The organism is Rhodocytophaga aerolata, assembly GCF_030503435.1.
Classification (GTDB): domain Bacteria; phylum Bacteroidota; class Bacteroidia; order Cytophagales; family 172606-1; genus Rhodocytophaga; species Rhodocytophaga aerolata.
This window is the reverse complement of record NZ_JAUKPO010000013.1, coordinates 80,529-103,098: the sequence shown is the minus strand read 5'-3', so window position 1 is coordinate 103,098 and position 22,570 is coordinate 80,529. Positions and strand designations below refer to the sequence as shown.

Here is a 22,570-nt window from a genome sequence, read left to right as displayed (position 1 = left end):
CTCATTCATACTCCTAATTAGTTGGTTATATATTTTTTAATCTGTTTCTCACCTATCCATACCTTTTCATTTGTTTCGAGGTCAACAAGCTCCAGATTTACCTGATAATAGGTTACTTGCTTTTTGTTGATTGCATCCACAATTGAGTTGATGTTTCCAAACATCATGTAGTCGGCACCCAGTTCACGGCCCCACTTCTTCTGTGTATCTGGCGAAGCAAACTCTTGCTGGTCTGCACGTTCTTGGCGCATTTTCTCACGGAACTCTGCATTTTGCACTACCCGAACGGTAGAAGAATTAATAAACTCACGTTCCATATTTTTAACAAACGTTTCAGCTTCTATGTGTTCGTGACTTTTATTGGTGATAACTCCTACAATCATCACTGGCTTTTTATTTGTTTTATTAACAAAATCAGAACGCCAGGCACGATTAATGGCATCTTTCACCATTTCTTCGGCTACCAGTCTGGAATCCGTATCGTTCCAGCGTCCGCTTAGATCTATTTGTTGATCAGGACTTACACGGGTTACCGTACGCTTGGCGCAACTTGCGAAGATGATTAGGAATAGGGCAATACTGGATAATTTAATTATAGTTTTCATACGAGTTAATAGAATATTGTCTTGCTTTTCTTGATTCAAAATTGATACCTAAGTAACCTATTTAAAATCAATTCTTGATAAAATCACGAAAAATCGGGATAAAGCCTATGAAAGTAATCTACAGGAACAGAGAAAATTGTATGTTTAACCGAATGAAAGACGGTAAGTAGGTACAGGGTAAACTCCGTAGCTGAATATAGATCAATAATTAGGGCTTATCAAATCTGGCTATTACACGGACATTTATAAACCTTGCAGACAGCCTGTTGGGAACTGCATATTGCCGGTTTTGTATGTCTGTAATCCAGGTATAGGAAATGGTGTTTTGTGCACCAATTACATTTAACACTTCTGCTCCCAGCCATATAGATTCAGTATACTTGCCCAAACCTTTAGACCGGTCCTTTATAGTAATAACTTTAGAAAATCCCATATCCAGGCGTCTGTAAGGTGGAGCAGTAAAGGAAGAACGGTATTGTAAGGTCTGTGGAGGGCTGAAAGGCAACCCGGTGCCAAATATCAAATTTAGATATACCCGTATTGTCGGATTTCTAGGTAGGTGATCCTGAAAAAAGGCACCAAAAGTAAGCCGTTGATCTGTAGGGCGGCGAACAAAACCCTGGGTATCAAACCCTAGGTCTTCCCGTGTATTGAGTATACCCATACTGAACCACGATTCTGCGCCTTTTATAAATTCTCCACTCAACCGGACATCGGCTCCCATGGCGTAAGCTTTCGTGTTATTATTGGCAAAGTAGCGGATACGTACATTTTCTACATCGTAAGCCACAGCATCCCAGATAGATTTGTAATAGAGTTCAGTAGTTAACAGGAAATCTCGGTTCCATAGTTTAAGGATGCGCTCAGCTCCCGCAATCAGGTGCAGCGAACTCTGGGCTTTTAAAGAAGGCGTAAGTTGTCCAGTTCTGCTACGGAGTTCTCGGTAAAAAGGTGGTTGCCGGTAGATGCCAGCGGCCAGTTTAAAAATTACCGGTTTTTCCCAACCGGGTTTGTAGGAATACTGTGCCGTTGGACTTACTAAAAACTGTTTATTCAGATTCCAGTATCCTAGCCGGAAGCCATATGTAATAGTGTGTTGCGGGTTTAAAAGAAAGGTATGTTGGGCATAGGCACTATACCGCCATGTTCTCAGACTAATATCTGTATACAGTAATTCATTGATCCGAACGTAATCCGCCGAATCTGTAAAAGAGTATTCATCCAGTATATCACTAATCCGTTCATGTCCAATTTTAGCGCCCCACTCAAATGAATTGCGAACATTGAGTTCGTACCTGTTTCTGGATTCAATAGTTAATATACTTGCTCTTAATTTATTACGGGCATGCGTATATAGGCCGCCAGTTCCTCTTGTAGCAATACACTCATTAAATCTATTAGATCCAATGGCAACGTCTACATCACATAAACGGTAATATCCATCTGTTTCCAGATACTCCCGTTCACTTGTTTGCATGGCAGATGCCAGTATATTTAGCGTAAGTCTGCGGTTTGGCTGATGAGTAAACTTTACTCCGTTCTGGTACATATCATAATTCAATAATTCTTGCCCCTGAAAGGCAACAAACAGTTTCAAGATCTGCTCCCGTGTACCAAAAGAGGTTTCCCGGCTTACCGGTTTTACGAAATACCTGTTTCTGGCGTAGGATAGCAGAATACCAATGGATGTTTTGGGAGTCAACTCTTCAGCAGAAGATGATTTCCTTTTTGAAAGATCAAGCGTAATGTAGGATTGAACATCTGTAAAACTGGGAAGGTATTCTCCTTTAACATCCAGGGTGCCTAACAAATATTGCGACTGCTTCTGCCTGACCCCGGCAACATAGGCAATTCTCTTGTTATTACTAATGCCTTGTACATGCGCAGCCCCACCCAATAACCCAACGGTCAGTGAGCCAGAAGTCTTCTCCGGCTCTTTGTATAAGATATTTAGAACGGATGATAATTTGTCGCCATATTTAGCTTGCCAGCCACCAGAAGAAAATTCAACATCCTGCACCAGATCCGGATTTACAAAGCTCAGACCTTCTTGCTGCCCAGACCTTGCCAGAAATGGACGGTAAACTTCTATGCCATTAACATACACCAGGTTCTCATCAAAATTGCCTCCTCTGACGGAATAGGAAGATGATAACTCATTATTACTAACTACCCCAGGAAGAGTACTTAACATTTTATTAAAATCTCCAAAAGCAGATGGGAGTGTTTTTACGTTTTGCGGATCAATTTTAGTGATGCTGATTTCTGGCCTTAGCCTAATCACTTTTCCGGATTTTACTTCAACCTCACTAAGCATACGGGTTTTATCAGTAAGTCGAACCGTATAATCAAATACTTGTTCCACTGTCAGAGTGAAAGAATAGCGTTTTTCCTGATATCCGATATGAGAGAATACATAAGTAAACGCTTTCCCTGCAGGCACCTGCATACGAAAATTTCCAGCAGTATCTGTAGCAACGCCAATGGAAAGTTCCAGCACCCGGACCGAAGCTGCAACAATAGCCACGCCTTCCTTATCTAATACCTTACCCTGGAATACGGCTTGTTGTGCATACGCAGGTTGAATCAGAAGAAGTATTCCTAGGAGTAGCCCCCAAAAGCCGTATGTTACTTGCATGAAAAATTAAACATTGTATTGCACTACTGTATTTTTTAAATCGGATATAGTTTGGGTAGGATTGCTGGAAGAGAAAACAAAGCTGCCGGCTACAAGCACATCGGCCCCTGCTGCAAGCAATGATCCTGCATTACTCGTTGAAACTCCCCCATCTATTTCTATCAATGTCTGGGTGCGGCTTGCAGCTATCAATTGTTTAAGTTTACTGATTTTATGGTAGGTTTGTGGAATAAATTTTTGCCCACCAAAGCCTGGGTTTACAGACATCAGCAACACAATATCCGCTTCAGTGAGTATATCTTCCAGCACCTGCACCGGTGTATGTGGATTTAAGGCAACGCCAGCTTTGCAACCCAGTTCTTTAATGTGGGTAAGTGTGCGGTGTAGGTGGGTACAAGCTTCATAATGTACCGTAATATGCTGTGCACCTGCATTCCGGAATGCTTCCAGATACCGTTCCGGATGGGTAATCATCAGATGCACATCCAGTGGTTTCCGGGCAATATTGCTGACAGTTTCACATATGGGCATTCCAAATGAAATATTAGGTACAAAATGGCCGTCCATCACATCTACGTGAATCCAGTCTGCCTGGCTCTGGTTGATCATTTCTATATCCTTCTCCAGATTGGCAAAGTTTGCTGAAAGAATGGAAGGAGCAACAAGTAGTTTCATCCGGTAAATATACATGTTTTTCTATAGGGCTCCTATACAGCTCAGTGCCTAGTCTAGGCAAGTATTTTTCTTTGGAAACTTACGGCTTAACCTATTTCTACCCATGTATTTGTTAGTTACTGTTCAAATTAGCCGCGGAATACATAGTTGAATAAAATTAGACTTTATTATGAAAAAGAACTTTTCTGCTCTCTTAGTTGCACTTTGTTTATTGAGCATGGCTGCTTGCAATAAAGATCAGGAGAATATTGGAAAAGCCACCCTGCAGGTTCGCTTGACAGATGCTCCGGGAGATTATGAAGCCGTATATATTGATTTACAAGGCATTGAAATTAACTCTAGTGATACTTCGGATGAAACAGCCGGTTGGGTGCGGCTGAAAAATACCCAAGCAGGTGTATATGATTTACTCAAACTTACCAATGGGCTAGATACACTTTTAGCCTCGGAGGTGATTCCTGCCGGTAAAATTGCACAGATCAGATTGATCCTCGGAAACAAGAATTCAGTAAAAGTGAATGGAACTACTTATGCACTTAAAACTCCTTCCTCTCAACAATCCGGATTGAAACTAAAGGTAAATACTACATTGCAGGATGGGATTATTTATACTATACTCCTTGATTTTGATGCAGCTAAATCGGTTGTACAAACAGGCTCTTCTGGAAACTATAATTTAAAACCGGTGATCCGGACCATCGTGGAAGCAAAAAGTGGTGCAATTAAAGGAAGCGTTACTCCTATACAACAGGCGGCTGTATACGCTATTACAGGCATAGATACAGTTGGAACCTACACAGATGCTAGTGGGGCTTTTTTAATAAAAGGACTACCTGGCGGAACATATAAAGTTGTGTTTGACAGAGGTGGCGAATGGCCAACAGAAACAGCTGATCAGGTGAATGTGAGCATTGGAGCAGTTACCGATATAGGTACACATACGTATAAATAAAATACGTAATTCCCGGTTAAAAAAGCCTGATTTTCAAGTTCAGGCTTTTTTAATTTTCCAATAGACTAGGCCATTTCTTGACTGTGGGTTTCCGTATCATCAGATGTAGCTTTACAAGGAATTCAGTAGCTCCATGTTCACTCTTTACTAATTGAATAGTTCCGCCTAATTTATGCGCACAAAGTTGGGCCATATACAAGCCCATGCCAGCGGTTTTATATTTTCCCGCCGCTTTACTGAACATATCAAAAATAGTAGCGGCTTCCTCCGAAGGTATACCAGTTCCATTGTCTCGTACGAAAATCAAAAGACTACTTCCCTCTTTTCTAACTAGTATATCAACCTGGTGAGCCACCTCATTTGTTTTCTGTTGAAAAAATATAGCATTCTCCAGCAGGTTTTGTAAAATAAAGGTAAGCAGATATTCATCAGAAGAAAAGTTGACCTGTTGCAACACTTCGACAGCTAAGGTAGTTTGGGAGTACCCCTCTACAAACTTTAGTTGATCTATTGTACGATGGATTAATTCTTCAACATTGATTGGCTTGATGGCAAGTTGTTTATGGTTTATTTCGTAGATACTCGATAACCTGGAAAGAATATAATTCAGGTAGTTAGCTTCAAAATTCAGTTTTTCCAGATAGCTCAAAGATAGGCCATCCTGCACATCTAATAAGGCCACATGACTTAAGCCAATTAATCTGGCTAACGGTCCTTTTATGTCATGTGCAGTCCGGTAGATGAATCTATCCAGCTCCTGATTAGACTTAAGTAATTCTTCGTTGGCTGTTTGCAGTTCTTTTGTCCGCATCATTACCGCTTTTTCTAATTTAGTATTCGCCGACGCCAGTGCCTGGTTTTGTTTTTCTATCAACTGCTGTGCTGCTTCTAATTGCTGGTAATTCAGGGAAAGCAATTCATTCTGCGTCAGAATTTCCTCTTTCTGGTGAACCACTTCTGCCGTCCGCTCTATTACTTTTTCTTCGAGTTCACGGTTTTTTTCTTCGATTACTCTTTTAAGCCCTATCTCCTTTTCTTTTTCGAGACGTTCATTTTCAAGTATTTGGTCTTTAAGCTCTAGTTGAGTTAAATTAATACGTGCCGCCAAACCAAATGAAAAGAAAGCTACCTCACAGATGATTCCCAACTGTAGCCCATATTGGATTACCAGGTTTTGACTGGTATTGAAAAAACGGTCTATAGCATAAAGCGTAGCACCAGCAATAAGTAGAATATTGGCAATCAGAAAGAATTTAGCAGGTGTATACCCTTCCTTTAAGCTCTTGAAAGAAACGATTAGAATAAGCAAAAAACTAATAATTGCTGAAATAATTGCCAGACTTCGCCCGATATGCCAGTATCCCAGACACATGCTAAGCATAATGCAGGGCAATACCCAGAGCAACCCATTTATGGGCCTTGTCCATCTGTTAGCATACTGATGAGGTTTTAAAAAACTTTTGCTAAACAGTAAATACAAGAAAATAAGGGCAGGCGTAGAAATAAACCGAATGTACAAATCTAGGTGAGGCTTATTGAGAAGAAACAGTTCGAGAATAAATCCGTCATTAGATGCCACAAAAGTAATCAGCATGCAGGTATAGCCAACATACATCAAATAAGTTATGTCTTTTAATGTACTGAATATAAATAGATTATATAAGAGCATAATTAACATAGCTCCAAAAAATAAAGCCTGGTTTATTCGATGAGCCGTACCAAAATTTTCTTCAAAAACAGGTTGTGGATAAATGTTGAGGGTTCGCAGTGTAAATGATTTAAACTGTTGGGCTATGGCATTTCTGCTTTCACACCTTACATAAAAGGTTTGTACACTGCGGGCAGGCAGATATATAGGAAAAAAAACCAACTTTCCGGTTTTTACTGCCCGGTTATTCAAAGGCACCATATCGCCCGAAAACTGCATATGATAAGCGCCTGTATTATCCGGATAGTAGAGATGTACATAGTCGGCAAAGGGTACACTTAGTTTGCATTCCTGGGCAATGGCAGAGGTATTTCTTACAGTGAATTTTACCCAATAGACTGGGCTAATGTCTGCTATGTGAGTTTTGGCTAAGGATATAAACCGGGAGGAAAACGCAGGATGTATAATAGAATCAATCAGTAAAGTACCTTTCGGATCACTTACCACCTCAATAGCAGAAGCAAGCCGGATAGGTTTGGAAGCCTGGAAATCAGAATAACCTAGGGTCAATCCGTCAGATGCCAGCAGCAACAGGGGTGTAAACAGTAAAAACAGGAAGGAAAGCAGGAGTTTTGTCATCAATTAAACCGGGCATACGTTTTTTTCAAAATATGCAAATCCTTCTATCCGGGTCTAATTAATGTGCGTAGTTATCATACACCCACTATGTTTGTTGAATGATTATTCTTTGTATAAGCTATCCATGAATAATATGGCCGACGAATTGTGCGGTATTTTCAATAATAAGCCCTCCTTTGCGGTAACCTAATGCGCAAGCTTCATAAGCGAAAAAAACTCCTGCCTGATAGGAATTTCCTGAGCTGTCTTTTAAAAATTCAGTATATTCCTGATAAATTTTTCCATAGTCGCCGTATTCTCCTTGCTTTTCGTGGACTATTTTCCCACTTGAATCAATGATTTTAACATTGGCCCCTTCTCTTCCAAACATTACTTTTTCTACATGCGCTTTATGCGGTAGAGAATAATGGTCAGTTTCCAGCAATAACGGATGATACGGATACAAATCCCATAGGATCTTCAAAATACCTTTGGATTGAAATAGCAAGGTGTAAGCTGGGTTGATGATAACTGCTTTGCGATTTTTTACCATTTGTGTTAATACAGCAGCCAGGTCTGGTTCGTCATAAGCAATGTATTCCCAGGGTACGAGCTTAAACCAAAAGTTGTACTGAAGAAATTCACCATGTTCATTTTCAAGAAATATGCCTTCTTCCGGCGAAAATTCTACTTCATCAATATATTGGTAGGCAACGGTAAAGCCTGCTTCTTTAGCCGCCTCTCCCAGAACCGTAACATTGGTATCATCCTCCGGATTATCCCGCATTGAGGAAATCAGTAAGGTGGGTGCCAGGTCAGTATTTAAACTCTTGAGTCGGCGAAAATTAGTAGTGAGTGTTTCAAATAAGGTGTTGAACTGCAAAGAATCGTCGAGGCGGTTACTCTGTAAATGTGCCCATTGTACTACGGCAGTTTCAGGTATGCAAGTAGCTGTATCAGCATTAAACTCAATCAATTTAATTGGCTGGCCGTTTAGTCCACCGCTAAAATCAAAACGTCCGTACAGATGCAGGTGCCTATCATCTTCCCAGGTGTAGCGGATTAATTCGGTAATGTTTTCAGGGATACCTAGTTGTGCAAATAAGTTCTGATCAATAACATATTCCCCAGCCTCAATTAGCATCTCGTATAGTTTTTCTGCGGCACTTCCATAGGCTTCTGCCTCCTCTTTACCGACTACTACAACATCCTGAGCCAGATAAGGTAACGTATCTACCCCCAACATCCAGTCCCATCCAATTTTTCTGAGCTGCGTTGCCGGGGTAACTGGCAAATTTTTTAATGTAATCATACTTGAAAAACTATAATTGCTAACCGGCAAACTATGAAACAAGTAATTGCCTCAACCTTATTAATGTTAGGCACCCACACTTCTGTTGGAACCGCTTTTAAAATACCCTTTGCTGCTATTAACAGGTCTGCTTATCCGTGAACTTTGTATAGTTGATGTGTGCTGCTGTGCCCGGTTATATACATCCGGGCTTGCATAAAACCCAGGATTGGGCCGACTGTTCATAGACCTTCCCATATAATAGCCAAGAGCACCATACATCAGAACACTGCTAAGTCCCCCCCCTCCATAATTCCCTTGCCTTACTTCTTGTTGGTTGTTGTCATCCCAGTTACTTCCTTCCGCATCAACTATCCGTTTAGCAGCTTCCAGAGAAAGTGTGTCTGTTTGTCCATTCAAAAAGGTAACAATTGCTTTGGATTCGCCTTCTCCCACTACTTTTTCGTCTGTTATTTTAAATACACCTTTTTCTGTTTCCTGTATATGGGTTTGCATACCTTTTGTAAAGGCTACTTCATACTCCTCTGTATTACTGTCAGCCGATCCATTATTATCGCAGCCTTGCATAAATAAAGTGGTTCCTAACAGGCCCAGGCTCAACGTGCTGCTTATTGTTATATCTTTTACCTTGCGGATGAAGGCTCCTTTTCGTTTTTGTATCATGGCTTAAACGTTTGTTTGAATACTCTTAGAAAGCTGTTGCTTATTGTAAAGCACATGCCCTATTAATGTTGACAGGGTAAATTAGTAACCTGCTTTCTATGTATGCAATATACGCTTTTACCTATGGGTAGTTGGAAAAGTATGCCAATATTATTCATTTATAAAATTATATGTCACAACACAAATTTTGTCATTTTTTATAGGATTTATAACCTAATTCTCAAACTTGCGTAACCTATTATATAATATTTTTAATATCAACATAAAATAAACCATTAAACTAAATAAGGAGGTAACGATGAGAAGAAGTGTTTTCGGAATGATTATGTTAGTACTACTTGCATTATTAACAAACTGTTCACCTAACAAACGAATGGCTGTAGTTCAGTCAGATGCTAATACAGATGTAGATTTTGATCAATTTAAAAGTTATGCTTTCGCCTCTCAGGTAGATAATCAACTGGACGAAGGGCTGTTCTTCGTAAATGACCTGATTGCTAAAGCACATATACGGAATGCTGTTTCTCATGAACTGGGAAGCAGAGGATACGAGAAATCAGCAGATAGCCCAGATATGGTAGTAAATTTCCGCCTTTTTGATAAACCCACCACAATCAGTGCTTTAGGCGATATGGGAGATACCTATTGGGATGGAACACCTGTGCCTGAACCTGCTACGCCAAAAAGTTATCAGGTAGAAGCAGGAACCTTAATGGTACATTTGATAGATAAAGAATCGGGTAAACTATTGTGGCAAGGGTTTGCTTCTGGATTTATGGAGGGAGAAGGAATTACCCATGATAAGACCAAGATTCAGCAAGCCGTAAAATCACTGTTTGACCAGTTTGCCCAAAGTTCTCCAGATGCAATCAGTAGATAAACAGATCAGTAGCTGTTAATTTGCTTGTCTGCTAAGGTATAGCTTGTTTGTTCAGGCTTATGTGCTTTTAAAGAGGGTAACCCAACTATAAACGTAGAGCCCTCATTTACCTGGGACTGTACCTGTACAGTCCCTTTTAATTTCTGAACAGTTTCTTTTACAATGTATAATCCAAGGCCAGAACCGGATTTGCTTTGAGAAGCCCGGTAAAACATTTGAAAAATCTTTTCCAGATGCTCCGGACCAATACCTATGCCATTATCAGAAATTTTAATAGTTGCTTTCTCTAAGTCGGCTTGCACCGTAATCTGCACAAAGGGCATTTCTGAATTGCTGTACCGGATTGCATTAGAAATAAGGTTATTCAGTATAATTAACAACCGTTTACTGTCGGTATAAAAGTCTCCGGTTTGCTGAATATCCTTTTTAAACTCAATACTTTTAGACTGTTCAATATAAGAGTGTTCATCCAACACAGACTGTATCAGTTTGTCAAAATCAATTAAGTCGTGGTGTAAGTCTAACCTGGCATTCTTAGATAGATTGATAATATCGATGATAAAATTATCCAGCTTGCGTATACTTTTGTGCATCAGTTCCAGGTAGCGGTATTTTTCCTGCTCGTCTTTTTCATTCCGGCTTATTTCAATCAATCCTAAGGTAGAAAGCAGCGGAGCTCTTAAATCGTGCGATACACTGTACACAAACCTGTCTAATTCACTATTTACCTTCTTAAGCTCTTCATTCTGCACTTCGAGTTCCTGGGTTCTTTCGGCTACTTTAAGCTCCAAGGTTTGATTAGCTAGTTTTACTTTGTGGGACTCCTTTTCAGCAATATAAATTATCTTGTTATACATGCCCAACATAAACTTTGACAGCAATCCGGCAAGAAACATGATAAACAAATACGTAACGATGAATGTAATGGAAGCAGCACTATGTTGTCCCTGGTAAAACCGTTCGATTAAAATAAGGTAGTGAACGAAGGTAGCGGCTAAAGCTATACCTACCAGCATTACCAGCTGATAGCTCTGGTAAGCAAATAAGCCCACGAGTACAATGGCGGCCATAAAAAGGACAGACGTTTCCAGACATCGGTTATACGTATGTGGCGTATCAAACACAAGATCTGTTACCGGATTCTGCATGATAATAACAAATGCCACCCCAAAAATGATCAGGTTTGCTGCCGCTTCGAAATTCCTTTTCCGGATCAGAAAAAAAGGGCCAAGCATCAACGCTACAAATAACAGATCGGTGCTGATCAGGAAGGCATGTGCCCGGGAAAATATATGCATACCTATGATTGGCAGTAACACAGCCACACAAGTAATATTGGATTTAATAAGAACCCTGGTTTTTATTTTGACAGAAAAAGGCTCATCTTCATAATTTTTTAGAAAATAAGCTAGTATTTTTCGCATTAGAATTAAAAAAATCAGTACTAGTTAACGTCACACCTATTGTGAAAAAGCCATCCATTGAAAGCGGCGGGTAATTATGGTATCTGGTAAGTAGCCTCAATGGCATTTGTATCACACCTTCAAATATACTATAAAGTAGGCTGTAACTGACTTACTTTGCCTTGGATGTACTCTTTTCGTAAAAATTAACGTAACGAAATGCTACTTACTTGGTTCGCATCTCTTTATATGCGTTAATTAGACCATTGGTTGATGAATCGTGCGATGAAACAGGGAAAGCATCGTGTAGCTCTGGCAGAATTTTATTAGCTAATTGTTTACCTAGCTCTACACCCCATTGGTCGAAACTGAAGATATTCCAGATAATACCCTGTACAAATATTTTGTGCTCATACATAGCGATCAGGCTACCCAGGGTATAGGGAGTTAGCTTAGTAAATAAAATGGAATTCGTAGGTTTATTCCCTTTAAACACTTTAAAAGGCGTAATAACCTGAATCTCTTCATCTGATTTTCCGGACTTTTTCAGTTCTTCCACCACTTCCTCTTCTGTTTTGCCGTTCATTAATGCTTCGGTCTGGGCAAAAAAGTTGGATAACAAAATATTATGATGATCGCCGATGGGATTGTGACTAATGGCCGGCGCCAGAAAATCGCAAGGTATAAGTTTGGTGCCCTGGTGAATTAATTGATAAAAGGCATGCTGTCCATTTGTGCCCGGCTCTCCCCAAATAACCGGGCCGGTTTGGTAACTTACTTCGTTGCCAGCTCTATCTACATATTTACCATTACTCTCCATATTTCCCTGTTGGAAATAAGCTGCAAAGCGGTGCATATATTGATCGTAGGGAAGAATGGCTTCTGTCTGCGCATCAAAAAAGTTAGTATACCAGATACCAAGTAAGGCCAGCAATACAGGAATATTCTTTTCAAAAGGGGCTGTGCGGAAGTGTTCATCCATAGCATGAGCACCTTCCAGCAAATGGGTAAACCGTTCATAGCCAAGGGTACAAGCGATAGAGAGCCCAATAGCCGACCATAAGGAATACCGGCCACCCACCCAATCCCAGAACACAAACATATTGTCTGGGGCTATCCCGAACTGTTTTACGGCTTTTTCATTGGTTGAAATGGCTACAAAATGCTTGGCAACAAACGATTCATCTTTGGCAGCATCCAAAAACCATTTCCGGGCAGTATGCGCATTGGTCATTGTTTCCTGCGTCGTAAAGGTTTTAGAGGCTATCATAAACAAGGTAGTTTCAGGTGACACCTTTTTTAAAATCTCCGCTATATGTGTTCCATCTATATTGGATACAAAATGCACCTTAATGTTAGGTTTCTGATATGGTTTTAACGCCTCCGTCACCATTACCGGGCCAAGGTCTGAGCCGCCAATACCAATATTTACAATGTCGGTTACTGGTTTTCCGGTATATCCTTTCCAATGGCCATTTACTACTTTTTGTGAAAAGAGTTCTATCTGTTTTAAGACGGCATTTATTTCCGGCATTACATCTTTTCCATCTACCATTACTGGTGTATTGCTGCGGTTTCGCAAAGCTGTATGCAGCACAGCCCGGTTTTCTGTGGCATTAATTACTTGCCCGGTAAACATCTGTTCAATGGATTCAGATAGTTTACATTCCTGGGCAAGTTTTACCAACAACTGCATGGTTTCTTCGGTCATTATATTCTTGGAATAATCCACCAGGATATCTTCAAATTTGATGGAAAACGTAGAAAACCGGTTAGCATCGTCTTTAAACAACTGAGCCATGTGGGTATGCTGGATTGTTGTAAAATGAGAAGTTAGCTGTTGCCAGGCGTGTGTCTGCGTTGGGTTGATAGATGGTAACATACGGATAAACTAGTTTTGTAATTGACCATTGATTATGCTGCGTCAAAATAGCAAAGAATGATTGACTTTTAAAACAAAAACTTTTTATCGGATAGAGCTTCTAAGTTTGGGCTTAAAATGAAAATATCCGGCTCCAAGATGGAAACCGGATATTTTCGAAATCCTCGGTTAAATTTTATCAATTCAACTTCAAATCACAGGTATAATCAATTGATACTTAAAATCCTACACCTGTAGAATTTGAGACATTGATTACACTTGATAAAATTTGATTGGGACTAGACACGTGTACCTCCTTTCTTTAAAGCCAGACATAAGCAATAGACGGAGATCAAGTAAAATCTGAGCTGTGGGCTACTGCCGATAATGACCATTATCAGCATCATAACGCCGCTATTGGAGGTTTAGTTTGCAGAATATAGACTATTTTCAAGATATTTTATACAAAAAATGCAAAAGCTTGGAAGCTAATCTTTTAAACACGTTAGTACATAAACTACTTTTTAAGTATCTTGCTTGCCACACATTATTAACCGTATATAAACCGCCTTTACCTTGAGTTTTACAGAATTTAATTTACATGAACAGGTATTGGAAGGCCTGTCTGCCATGAATTTTACCAAGCCTACCCCCATTCAGGAACAAGCCATTCCAGCTATACTCGACAATAAAGACCTGATTGCCTGTGCACAGACTGGCACCGGAAAAACAGCCGCCTATTTACTTCCCATTCTTGATAAAATTACCCAGAGCCAGCAAAGCAATCAGATTAATACAATTATTCTGGCGCCAACCAGAGAGCTAGCCTTACAAATAGATCAGCAACTGGAAGGTTTTGCCTACTTCGTTCCGGTAAGCTCTGCGGCCGTATATGGTGGTGGGGACGGTGCCTCCTGGGATCAGCAGAAAAACGCCCTGGTAAATGGAGCAGACATTGTTATTGCTACACCCGGCCGTTTAATTGCTCACCTCAATTTAGGTTATGTAAATGTGAGCAAATTAGAACACCTGATTCTGGATGAAGCGGACCGTATGCTGGATATGGGCTTTTATGAAGATATTATGCGTATTGTGAGCCAGTTGCCTAAAAAAAGACAAACGTTGCTTTTTTCTGCAACCATGCCCCACAAAATCCGGGAACTGGCTAATAAAATTTTGGTTCAGCCTGAGCAGATAAATATTGCCATCTCTAAACCTGCTGCCGGGGTAGTGCAGTTAGCGTACCTGGCCTACGACCAGCAAAAATTCGGATTGATCACCCATCTGCTGGCAGAAAAAGAATTTACCAGTATTATTATATTCAGCTCTACCAAACAAAAAGTAAAAGAAGTTGAACGCACCCTGCAGAGAAACGGATTTGCTGCAAAAGCCATTCATTCAGATCTGGAGCAGGGCGAACGGGAAACAGTGTTGCGGAACTTTAAAAACCGGGAAACCCAGATTCTGATAGCTACCGACATATTATCCAGAGGCATTGACATTGAAAATATTGATATGGTCATTAATTTTGATGTTCCTCACGATGCTGAAGATTATATACACCGGATTGGCCGTACTGCCAGAGCTTCCTCCACCGGCATCGCCGTAACCTTCGTCAATGAAAAAGAAATACGCAAATTTGCCCGAATTGAGCAATTTATGGGTACGGAAGTAACAAAACCTGCCTTGCCAGCACAACTTGGAGAAGGCCCGGTGTATGATCCGGGTAAAAAACCTTCGTTTCCAGAAAACGGAAAGAAACGGTTTCATAAAAAACGAAGAAATGGGAAATCTTCCGGTAAGCCAGCCAATAATAGAAATGCCAACAAATAATTTTAGGTAAGCATCGTTTTGCAAAATGAATAGTATGGATGTTATATGAAGAAAGTGAAACCTACTATTCTAGTAACCATCCAAAGCTATCTGGTACCAGTACTTAATAGTTATCCGGCAAGCAGGATTAGATTTATTGGCTTGTTCCTTGTCTTTTCCTGCGCCTTTATTGCTCCCCTATATGCTCAGGATTCAATCCAGACAACAAGCCGGTTTCATAAAAAACGGTTTACTGGTGTATTAATAGGTGGTGTGTCAACGTATGGCCTTACCATGGCAGGCTTAAATCAAGCCTGGTACAAAGAAAATCCCCGAAGCAGTTTTCATTTTTTTGACGATTCACGTCAATGGCAACAACTCGATAAAGCAGGTCACTTTTATTCATCCTACCATCTTAGCCACACTAGCGCCAGGATTTTAGAATGGACGGTAATAAGGAACAAAAAAGCCATCTGGATAGGTGCTATCACAGGGCTTGGCCTGATGATCCCGATAGAAATACAGGATGGTTTTTCCAGGGAGTATGGGGCTTCCTGGAGTGACCTGGTAGCCAATGCAGCTGGCGCTGCCTTAAGTCTGCAGCGGCTATGGTGGAAGCAAGCCCGCATACATCCGAAGTTTTCATTTCATCCAACTCCCTTTGCCTCCTTAAGGCCAAACACTCTGGGAAGCAACTTTCCACAACGGTTACTTAAAGATTATAATGGGCAAACCTATTGGCTTTCCTTTGATATACAACCCTGGCTAAGACATGAAAGTAAGTTTCCTGCCTGGGTAAATTTGGCAATCGGGTATGGAGCGACAAATATGTTGTATGCCAATAAACAAGTGAACGAGTTGAATGGCTACGATACTTACCGTCAATATTATCTTTCGCTGGATATTAATTTCAACAGAATACCTACTGAAAATAAATTTCTAAAAAGCTTGTTTTTCTTCCTGAACACGGTGCACATCCCTGCTCCTGCCCTGGAATTCAATAAAAAAGGGATGAAGCTTCATCCCATCTATTTTTAAAGTTAGCTAGATTATACGATCAATCTTCCCGGATTCCGGTAGTGTTTTGTTTCAGCAAAGCCTTAATTTCTGCCAGTTCTTGCTGAACGTTTTTGAGTCTTTCTTCCATTTCATCATTTGCCTCGCGTGTAACTTTATTAATAAATACGGTGTTAACCAGTGATAACCCAATAATACCTCCAGACAGAATGATGGCCACAAAATAAAAACGGGTCAGCACATTTAATACGCCCGTATCCTGGCCGGCTACTTCATCGGCCACGTTGAAACCTTCTCCGGTAACTGTTTTTACAATGGAATAAAAAGAAATTAATCCGTTTCCAAAATACTCAGGAGCTACATCTTTAAAAATATGGTAGGTGAATAAAGAAACAACAAAGGTGAAAACAAAAAAAGCCAGAATTAAAAAGAGCGATGCCCGTAACGCCCGGTTTAAAGCGCGTAAAGTTTCTTTTAAGCTTGGAATAAATTCTATCAGCCGGTAAAATTTTAGTATTCTGGCTACCCGTAACACCAGCAAAAAGTGCAGGTTTGGCAGAATTTCAGCCATATACGGAATCAGCAATAAGATAGATGGCGCTGAACAAACAACTATGAGAAAGTCAAACCGGTGCCAGTTTCTGGAAAAATATTTACGCCAGCCCAGCAACTTAATCTTAATTACAACCTCTACAATAAAAAATATGGTTATTACATGGTCAATAATATCAAAGATGGTGTAATAGGCAGCCAGGCTGGGGAACGAGTGCAAAAAAAGAATAAAAGCATTGAACAAAATCAGGTACATAATTACCGGACTTTGCTTTTCGTCGTCCACTTCGACTAAACTCTTAAAAAATGTAAACACTTTTTTTCCACCAGGCTGTATCTGCTGTTGATCAAGTGTATTGGGGAGCGAAATCATACGGTCAGCAATGCTTTTTTCCGAATATAGTATGTATCCCGATCAGTTCCCGAACCTGGCACAGCAAAGGGCGTAAGAAATGAGCCTGCTTTACAAAGAGGTTACCTGTTTTGTCAGAAACCAGGCTATTTATTGCAATAATTGTTTGATGGCTGTTGCCGGCTTTTCAAAGGCAAACAAATTCCAAACTTGCGCCATCTGGTGGGTTATAGCTTCATTGGATAAATTACCTATGCTCCCTTCATGTGTGTGATGCACCTGCCTGGTTGGCTGATATGTTCCGGAGGCAATCTCTTTACCCACCTGCATGTAGGCTTCGCGGAAAGGTACCCCTTGTAAAACTAATTCATTTACCCGCTCTACACTGAATAGATGTGCATATTTCGCATCTGAGAGGATGTCAGGTTTAACCTGTATATTTTCAAGCATAAAATAGGTAATATCCAGGCAGCTTTGTATCTCTTCGAATGCAGGCATCATAATTTCTTTGGTTAGTTGCAAATCCCGGTGATAGCCTGACGGAAGATTACTTAAGAGCAAAGAAAATTCATTGGGTAAGGCCTTCAGCCTGTTCGTTCGTCCGCGCAGTAATTCAGCCACATCAGGATTTTTTTTATGGGGCATTATGCTGGAGCCGGTTGTCAGGTCGTCGGGCAGGGTGAGAAAACCAAAGTTCTGGCTGTTGTACAGGCAAATATCCATAGCAATTTTTGACAAAGTTGCCGCAATAGCCGCTATAGCTGTACAGGCTGTTTGCTCAGTTTTGCCACGGCTCATCTGGGCATATACCACATTATAATGCAGCGATTCGAACCCTAATAACTGGGTAGTTAAAGTCCGGTTCAATGGAAAGGATGAGCCATAGCCAGCTCCGGAACCTAAAGGGTTTTTATTTGTTATTTTGTATGCCGCCTGCAAAAGGTGCATGTCGTCTACCAGACTTTCGGCATAGGCACCAAACCATAACCCAAATGAAGAAGGCATGGCAATCTGCAGGTGAGTATACCCTGGCAATAATATATCTTTGTATTGATTGCTAAGTTTTATCAGCAGGGTAAATAAATTCTGCGTTTGTCTGGCAATATTCTCCAGTCCATTCCGCATGTACAGCTTCAGGTCTACCAGTACTTGGTCGTTACGGGAACGTCCGCTGTGTATTTTTTTGCCGGTATCTCCTAGTTTTCTGGTCAGTTGTAATTCTACCTGTGAGTGTACATCCTCTACCCCTTCCTCAATCCGGAAGTTTCCGTCTTTTATCTGCTGATAGATTGCTTTCAACTCTTGATGTATCAGTTCCAGTTCTTGTGAGGATAAAAGCCCGATTGTTTGAAGCATCTGTGTATGCGCCAGAGAACCTAATACATCAAATTCTGCCAGGTTCAGATCAAGTTCGCGGTCTTTGCCAACGGTAAAATTTTCTATTTTTTGATTGAGCGGATAATCTTTCTGCCAGAGTTTCATACAAGCTTTTGGGTAATAGGTAGATTTTTGCCTTGCAAGTTACAAAGGATGTCCTAAAACTGAAGAATTAAGCTGTAAATTGTCTCTATATTAAAAGTATATTTGACGCTGAGGTAGCTGGTACCTCAGTCAAAAGAATGCCCTTATTTCATTCACAACTATATTTTTTGTAATTTGAAATACTTTAATTGCCTCTGTATGCCGTTTGTTTTATTGGTACTTGGTTTTCTTTTCATTTTTCCATTCACCGTCCGTGCAGAAACGTCTCCTACCCCAACGATTAAGTTTGTAAAAAACCAGAACCAGTGGGATAAAGATATTTTGTACAGGGCAGATATTCCTGGCGGATATGTGTTTATTGGTGCCCACTCGTTGAAATATGTATTTTACGATACAAAAGCTACCAGCCATCTACATGGCAATCCCAAAAATGACCCAAGGGCAAAAATGGATGTTGCTCCGCCTGAAAGACGCCGTATTAAAGCTCATGGAATTGAACTACAGTTTTTGAATGCCAATCCTCATGCAAGGATAGAGGCCACAGGGGAAACTCCGGAAAAGCGGAATTATTTTCTGGGAAAAGACCCAGCGAAGTGGGCTTCAGATGTAAAAAGTTTCACTGAAATTTACTACCGGAATATTTATCCTGGCATTGACCTAAAATTGTATTCTCAACATGCTTCACTGAAATATGAATTTATTGTAGCTCCCAAAGCAGATATAAACCAGATTAAACTTCAGTACAATGGTGCTTCAGACCTTTCCTTGCAGAAAGGGACCCTACAAATAAAAACTACGGTTAACACCATTACGGAATCTAAACCTTACTCGTATCAGTTGGCGGGGAGCACAGCAAAAGAGGTAGCTTCAGCATTTATTTTAAAAAATAACATCGTACAATTTGATTTCCCCAAAGGATACAACAAAAACTTGCCGCTGATTATAGATCCATACCTGGTCTTTTCTACCTATTCTGGCTCCTTTTCCGATAACTGGGGATTTACGGCTACCCCAGATACAACAGGAAATTTGTACTCTGGCGGCATAGAATTTGGCGCCTTGTTTCCAACCACTATTGGCGCTTTTCAGTTTGAGTTTGCAAACTATGTAGATGTAGCCATTTTGAAATACAACCCAACAGGAAGCACCTTACTCTATGCAACTTACCTGGGTGGAATAGCTGCCGATGTGCCTCATAGCATGATAGTTGATTCAAGCAACGAACTGATTATTATGGGAACCACTGGCTCTATTGACTTTCCTACTACCTCCAACGCCTATGACAATACTTTTAACACGGGAGATGCTATCTTTACAGAAGCTTCTATCGAGTATACCTCCGGTTCTGACCTTTTCGTGGCCAAACTGAATGCTACTGGCAATGTGTTACGTGGTTCTACTTTTCTGGGAGGTAGCAGCAACGATGGAATAAATGTATCTGGCGATGTAATTAAGAGCTATGGCGATGAATTCCGCGGAGAAGTGAACCTAGATGAAAGCAACAACATTTATATTGTCTCTACTACCCTTTCCGCAGATTTTCCCCTGGTAAATCCTGTTTCTGCTTCGTTAGGAGGAAGCCAGGATGCCATTGTTGCCCAGTTTGATCCGGAGTTAACCAGTTTGCAATGGAGCACGTATTTTGGGGGAGCCAGCTATGATGCTGCCTCCGGTATCAGAGTTGGCAAATCCGGAAGTGTCTATATTTGCGGAGGCACTACCAGTAATGATTTGCCGGCTAGCAGTGATGCTATTAAGCCCACCATTGCCGATTCAGAAGACGGGTATATAGCTAAATTTCTGGGCGGTACTTTGGTAACTTCTACCTATATCGGAACAGCCAACCGGGATAATGTATATTTGATAGACCTGGATACGGAAGAAAACGTATACGTAATGGGGGTCACCTTTGGCAGCTATCCTGTTTCTGAAGGTGTATATCAGAATACGAATGGGAAGCAGTTTATCCATGCCATTAAAAATGATTTTACCCAGACATTATTCTCTACCGTAATTGGCTCGGGCAGAAACGTGCCGGATATTTCTCCTACGGCTTTCATGGTAAATGATTGCGGATTTATTTATTTGTCGGGTTGGGGGGGCGCAGTCAATGGCGAACGGGGCATTGCCTACAGTAATACCAGTGGCTTGCCTACGACTGCTGATGCTTTGCGGAGAACTTCGCACAGCTATACCCTTCAATCTACCAACGGGATAATTGGTGACGATTTCTACTTAATGATTCTTGACCAGAATGCCAGCAATTTGCTCTATGCTACCTTTTTAGGCAGTTCCGAAGGCAACAACCATGTAGATGGTGGCACCTCCCGCTTTGATAAAAATGGTACGGTATACCATTCTGCCTGCTCTTGCCGGGACAATAACAGTTTTCCTACTACGCCTGGTGTCTGGTCGAGGGTAAATAATGGCGATGTAATTACTCCTTCGCCAAATGACCCAAATGATGGCTGTAATAACGTAGCCTTCAAGTTCGATCTGGATGGCTTAAAAGCAGATTTTGATATTACTGGCAACGGAACTTTAGGTGTTGTAGAAGGCTGTGCTCCCTTCAATGCGAGCTTTACCAATACTAGCGAAGGAGGCAAAACGTATTTGTGGGACGTTGCAGGGGCTTCAAGTAACACTGAAAACCCGGCTAGTATAACCATTGATAAACCCGGTGAATACATCGTTACCTTGAAAGTTTTTAACCCCCAAACCTGTTTGAAAGTAGATAGTGTTTCTAAAATAATTAAAGTTTACCCTGCTCAGTTTAAGGTAAGTCCGGGAGTAAAAATATGTCCAGGAGCCAGTACGCAATTACAAGCCGAAGGAGGTATAAAATACGAATGGACACCAGTAGCTGGCTTAAGTGATCCCACCTCAGCCCAACCCATTGCTTCCCCCAGGCTAACCACCACCTATACAGTAACCATAACCAATGAATTCAATTGTGTAGAAAAAAGAACGGTACAGGTGGAGGTGCAAAATGAAGTAAGCATAGATTTTAACTTACTTGTAGAGTCAGAATGTGGCAAACCAGCCATGGTCCGGTTCCGGAATAATACCGCTGGCGGAGAAAATTTCTTGTGGATTATGGGCAATGGGGATACGTTGAGAGGTGAAGTGCCAGAAGGCTATGAATATCCAATAAAAGGAGGCATTTTTGAAGTGATATTTAAAGTTTTCACAGGCCCCTGCGAATATACCAGCACGCAAGTGTTAACTATAGAAAATGGAGAATTACCTCCCAATGTTATCACCCCGAATGATGACCAGGCCAATCAAACCTTTTTGGCACCCAATGCTAATTCTAAACTAGAAATATATAACCGGTGGGGAAAACCGGTTTATATAAACGATAGGTACCAGGATGAATGGGGGCCGGATGTGCCACATGGAGTATATTACTACCTGCTAACCTCCCCGCAAGGAACCCGCTGCAAAGGATGGATACATGTATTAAAATAATAAAATCCATGCTGCAACCTTGCTTATAGCATTTCAGTTTGAATGATAAACCATACTCCACTGAAAAGCTATGAAAATAAATAGTATTCTTCTATATACAGCTTTACTACTAGCCTTTGTTTTCTGTAACGAACAGGCCTATAGCCAAGACAGAAAAGCAGATAGCAAATCTGCTCAAGCAAAAGGAAAAAGCTTACTGGATGTAGCCAAAGCGAATCCGCAACTTAGCACCTTTGTCCAAGCCCTAAAAGCGGCTGACCTGGAAAAGACTTTTGACATTACCGCCAAACAGGAATTTACGGTATTTGCCCCCTCCAATGCCGCTTTCGACAGCCTGCCCGCAGGAGCCAAAGAAGATTTGCTGAAACCAGAGAACAAAGAGAAACTACGAAACCTTTTGCTCAGCCATGTGGCCAATGGCCGCTACGCCTCCGCTGATCTTACCAATGAAAAAACGCTGCAAAGTTTGGGCGGAAAAGAAATAACGATTTCTAATCTAGGTGGAAAAATTATGGCAGGCGGCAAAGATGTAGAAAAAGCAGATATGACATCAGCCAATGGCGTAATCCATATTATTAATGTGGTAATGGTGCCTCCGGTAGAAGAAGCAGATGCAGATAAGAAATAAC

Annotated in this window: 16 protein-coding genes; 6 read left to right on the top strand and 10 right to left on the bottom strand. The window is 40.9% G+C overall.

Annotated elements, in window-relative coordinates; translation table 11 throughout:
- Positions 1-17 precede the first annotated feature (17 nt).
- The 3 genes from Q0590_RS20590 to rpe form a co-directional block, all read right to left on the bottom strand.
- Positions 18-605 (bottom strand): penicillin-binding protein activator LpoB, encoded by a 588-nt coding sequence (locus Q0590_RS20590; protein ID WP_302039487.1) that lies wholly within the window; start codon positions 603-605, stop codon positions 18-20.
- Positions 606-813: 208 nt separating this feature from the next.
- Positions 814-3,243: a TonB-dependent receptor gene (locus Q0590_RS20585; protein WP_302039486.1), complete on the bottom strand. Its 2,430-nt coding sequence runs from the start codon at positions 3,241-3,243 to the stop codon at positions 814-816.
- A gap of 6 nt (positions 3,244-3,249) precedes the next feature.
- A complete protein-coding gene (gene rpe, locus Q0590_RS20580; protein WP_302039485.1) occupies positions 3,250-3,918 on the bottom strand; it encodes a ribulose-phosphate 3-epimerase in 669 nt (222 codons plus the stop codon).
- 169 nt (positions 3,919-4,087) lie between these two features.
- On the opposite strand from rpe, the gene Q0590_RS20575 reads away from it, so the two are divergent.
- Positions 4,088-4,870: a DUF4382 domain-containing protein gene (locus Q0590_RS20575; RefSeq protein WP_302039484.1), complete on the top strand. Its 783-nt coding sequence runs from the start codon at positions 4,088-4,090 to the stop codon at positions 4,868-4,870.
- 49 nt (positions 4,871-4,919) lie between these two features.
- Here Q0590_RS20575 and Q0590_RS20570 read toward each other — a convergent pair whose 3' ends face one another.
- The 3 genes from Q0590_RS20570 to Q0590_RS20560 all read right to left on the bottom strand — a co-directional run bounded on the left by Q0590_RS20570 (position 4,920) and on the right by Q0590_RS20560 (position 9,111).
- Positions 4,920-7,157, bottom strand: a complete 2,238-nt coding sequence (locus Q0590_RS20570; protein ID WP_302039483.1) for a 7TM diverse intracellular signaling domain-containing protein — start codon at positions 7,155-7,157, stop codon at positions 4,920-4,922.
- Between the two features lie 118 nt (positions 7,158-7,275).
- The gene (locus Q0590_RS20565) at positions 7,276-8,448 is read right to left on the bottom strand and encodes a glutathionylspermidine synthase family protein (protein WP_302039482.1); all 1,173 of its coding nucleotides are present in this window, start codon (positions 8,446-8,448) and stop codon (positions 7,276-7,278) included.
- A 66-nt stretch (positions 8,449-8,514) separates the two neighbouring features.
- Positions 8,515-9,111 carry a Cj0371 family chemotaxis-regulating polar lipoprotein gene (locus tag Q0590_RS20560; RefSeq protein ID WP_302039481.1) on the bottom strand — a complete coding sequence of 199 codons (597 nt, stop codon included), beginning with the start codon at positions 9,109-9,111 and terminating at the stop codon, positions 8,515-8,517.
- A gap of 373 nt (positions 9,112-9,484) precedes the next feature.
- Between Q0590_RS20560 and Q0590_RS20555 the strand changes: the two genes are divergently transcribed.
- The gene (locus Q0590_RS20555; protein WP_302039480.1) at positions 9,485-9,991 is read left to right on the top strand and encodes a DUF4136 domain-containing protein; all 507 of its coding nucleotides are present in this window, start codon (positions 9,485-9,487) and stop codon (positions 9,989-9,991) included.
- Positions 9,992-9,996: 5 nt separating this feature from the next.
- Here the strand turns inward: Q0590_RS20555 and Q0590_RS20550 are convergent, their stop codons facing one another.
- Entirely contained in the window at positions 9,997-11,415 is a 1,419-nt protein-coding gene (locus Q0590_RS20550) for a sensor histidine kinase (protein WP_302039479.1), read from the bottom strand.
- A 205-nt stretch (positions 11,416-11,620) separates the two neighbouring features.
- On the bottom strand, positions 11,621-13,276 hold the full coding sequence (gene pgi, locus Q0590_RS20545; protein WP_302039478.1) for a glucose-6-phosphate isomerase: 1,656 nt from the start codon (positions 13,274-13,276) through the stop codon (positions 11,621-11,623).
- 555 nt (positions 13,277-13,831) lie between these two features.
- On the opposite strand from pgi, the gene Q0590_RS20540 reads away from it, so the two are divergent.
- Positions 13,832-15,088: a DEAD/DEAH box helicase gene (locus tag Q0590_RS20540; protein ID WP_302039477.1), complete on the top strand. Its 1,257-nt coding sequence runs from the start codon at positions 13,832-13,834 to the stop codon at positions 15,086-15,088.
- A 45-nt stretch (positions 15,089-15,133) separates the two neighbouring features.
- Complete coding sequence (locus Q0590_RS20535; protein ID WP_302039476.1) at positions 15,134-16,105, top strand: DUF2279 domain-containing protein; 972 nt, start codon at positions 15,134-15,136, stop codon at positions 16,103-16,105.
- A gap of 19 nt (positions 16,106-16,124) precedes the next feature.
- Here Q0590_RS20535 and Q0590_RS20530 read toward each other — a convergent pair whose 3' ends face one another.
- A complete protein-coding gene (locus tag Q0590_RS20530) occupies positions 16,125-17,009 on the bottom strand; it encodes an ion transporter (protein WP_302039475.1) in 885 nt (294 codons plus the stop codon).
- 129 nt (positions 17,010-17,138) lie between these two features.
- Positions 17,139-18,470: an argininosuccinate lyase gene (gene argH, locus Q0590_RS20525; RefSeq protein WP_302039474.1), complete on the bottom strand. Its 1,332-nt coding sequence runs from the start codon at positions 18,468-18,470 to the stop codon at positions 17,139-17,141.
- Positions 18,471-18,668: 198 nt separating this feature from the next.
- Between argH and Q0590_RS20520 the strand changes: the two genes are divergently transcribed.
- Both Q0590_RS20520 and Q0590_RS20515 read left to right on the top strand, forming a co-directional pair.
- Entirely contained in the window at positions 18,669-21,941 is a 3,273-nt protein-coding gene (locus Q0590_RS20520) for a DUF7948 domain-containing protein (RefSeq protein ID WP_302039473.1), read from the top strand.
- Between the two features lie 70 nt (positions 21,942-22,011).
- Positions 22,012-22,569 carry a fasciclin domain-containing protein gene (locus Q0590_RS20515; RefSeq protein ID WP_302039472.1) on the top strand — a complete coding sequence of 186 codons (558 nt, stop codon included), beginning with the start codon at positions 22,012-22,014 and terminating at the stop codon, positions 22,567-22,569.
- Position 22,570: the final 1 nt, after the last annotated feature.

Excerpts from the sequence above, each read along its gene's own strand:
- Q0590_RS20515 (WP_302039472.1), top strand. The coding sequence starts at position 22,012 with ATGAAAATAAATAGTATTCTTCTATATACAGCTTTACTACTAGCCTTT.
- Q0590_RS20555 (WP_302039480.1), top strand. The coding sequence starts at position 9,485 with ATGGCTGTAGTTCAGTCAGATGCTAATACAGATGTAGATTTTGATCAA.
- Q0590_RS20565 (WP_302039482.1), bottom strand. The coding sequence starts at position 8,448 with ATGATTACATTAAAAAATTTGCCAGTTACCCCGGCAACGCAGCTCAGA.
- Q0590_RS20550 (WP_302039479.1), bottom strand. The coding sequence starts at position 11,415 with ATGCGAAAAATACTAGCTTATTTTCTAAAAAATTATGAAGATGAGCCT.
- Q0590_RS20535 (WP_302039476.1), top strand. The coding sequence starts at position 15,134 with ATGAAGAAAGTGAAACCTACTATTCTAGTAACCATCCAAAGCTATCTG.
- Q0590_RS20560 (WP_302039481.1), bottom strand. The coding sequence starts at position 9,111 with ATGATACAAAAACGAAAAGGAGCCTTCATCCGCAAGGTAAAAGATATA.
- Q0590_RS20530 (WP_302039475.1), bottom strand. The coding sequence starts at position 17,009 with ATGATTTCGCTCCCCAATACACTTGATCAACAGCAGATACAGCCTGGT.
- Q0590_RS20575 (WP_302039484.1), top strand. The coding sequence starts at position 4,088 with ATGAAAAAGAACTTTTCTGCTCTCTTAGTTGCACTTTGTTTATTGAGC.
- Q0590_RS20585 (WP_302039486.1), bottom strand. The coding sequence starts at position 3,243 with ATGCAAGTAACATACGGCTTTTGGGGGCTACTCCTAGGAATACTTCTT.
- rpe (WP_302039485.1), bottom strand. The coding sequence starts at position 3,918 with ATGAAACTACTTGTTGCTCCTTCCATTCTTTCAGCAAACTTTGCCAAT.
- argH (WP_302039474.1), bottom strand. The coding sequence starts at position 18,470 with ATGAAACTCTGGCAGAAAGATTATCCGCTCAATCAAAAAATAGAAAAT.
- pgi (WP_302039478.1), bottom strand. The coding sequence starts at position 13,276 with ATGTTACCATCTATCAACCCAACGCAGACACACGCCTGGCAACAGCTA.
- Q0590_RS20570 (WP_302039483.1), bottom strand. The coding sequence starts at position 7,157 with ATGACAAAACTCCTGCTTTCCTTCCTGTTTTTACTGTTTACACCCCTG.
- Q0590_RS20520 (WP_302039473.1), top strand. The coding sequence starts at position 18,669 with ATGCCGTTTGTTTTATTGGTACTTGGTTTTCTTTTCATTTTTCCATTC.
- Q0590_RS20590 (WP_302039487.1), bottom strand. The coding sequence starts at position 605 with ATGAAAACTATAATTAAATTATCCAGTATTGCCCTATTCCTAATCATC.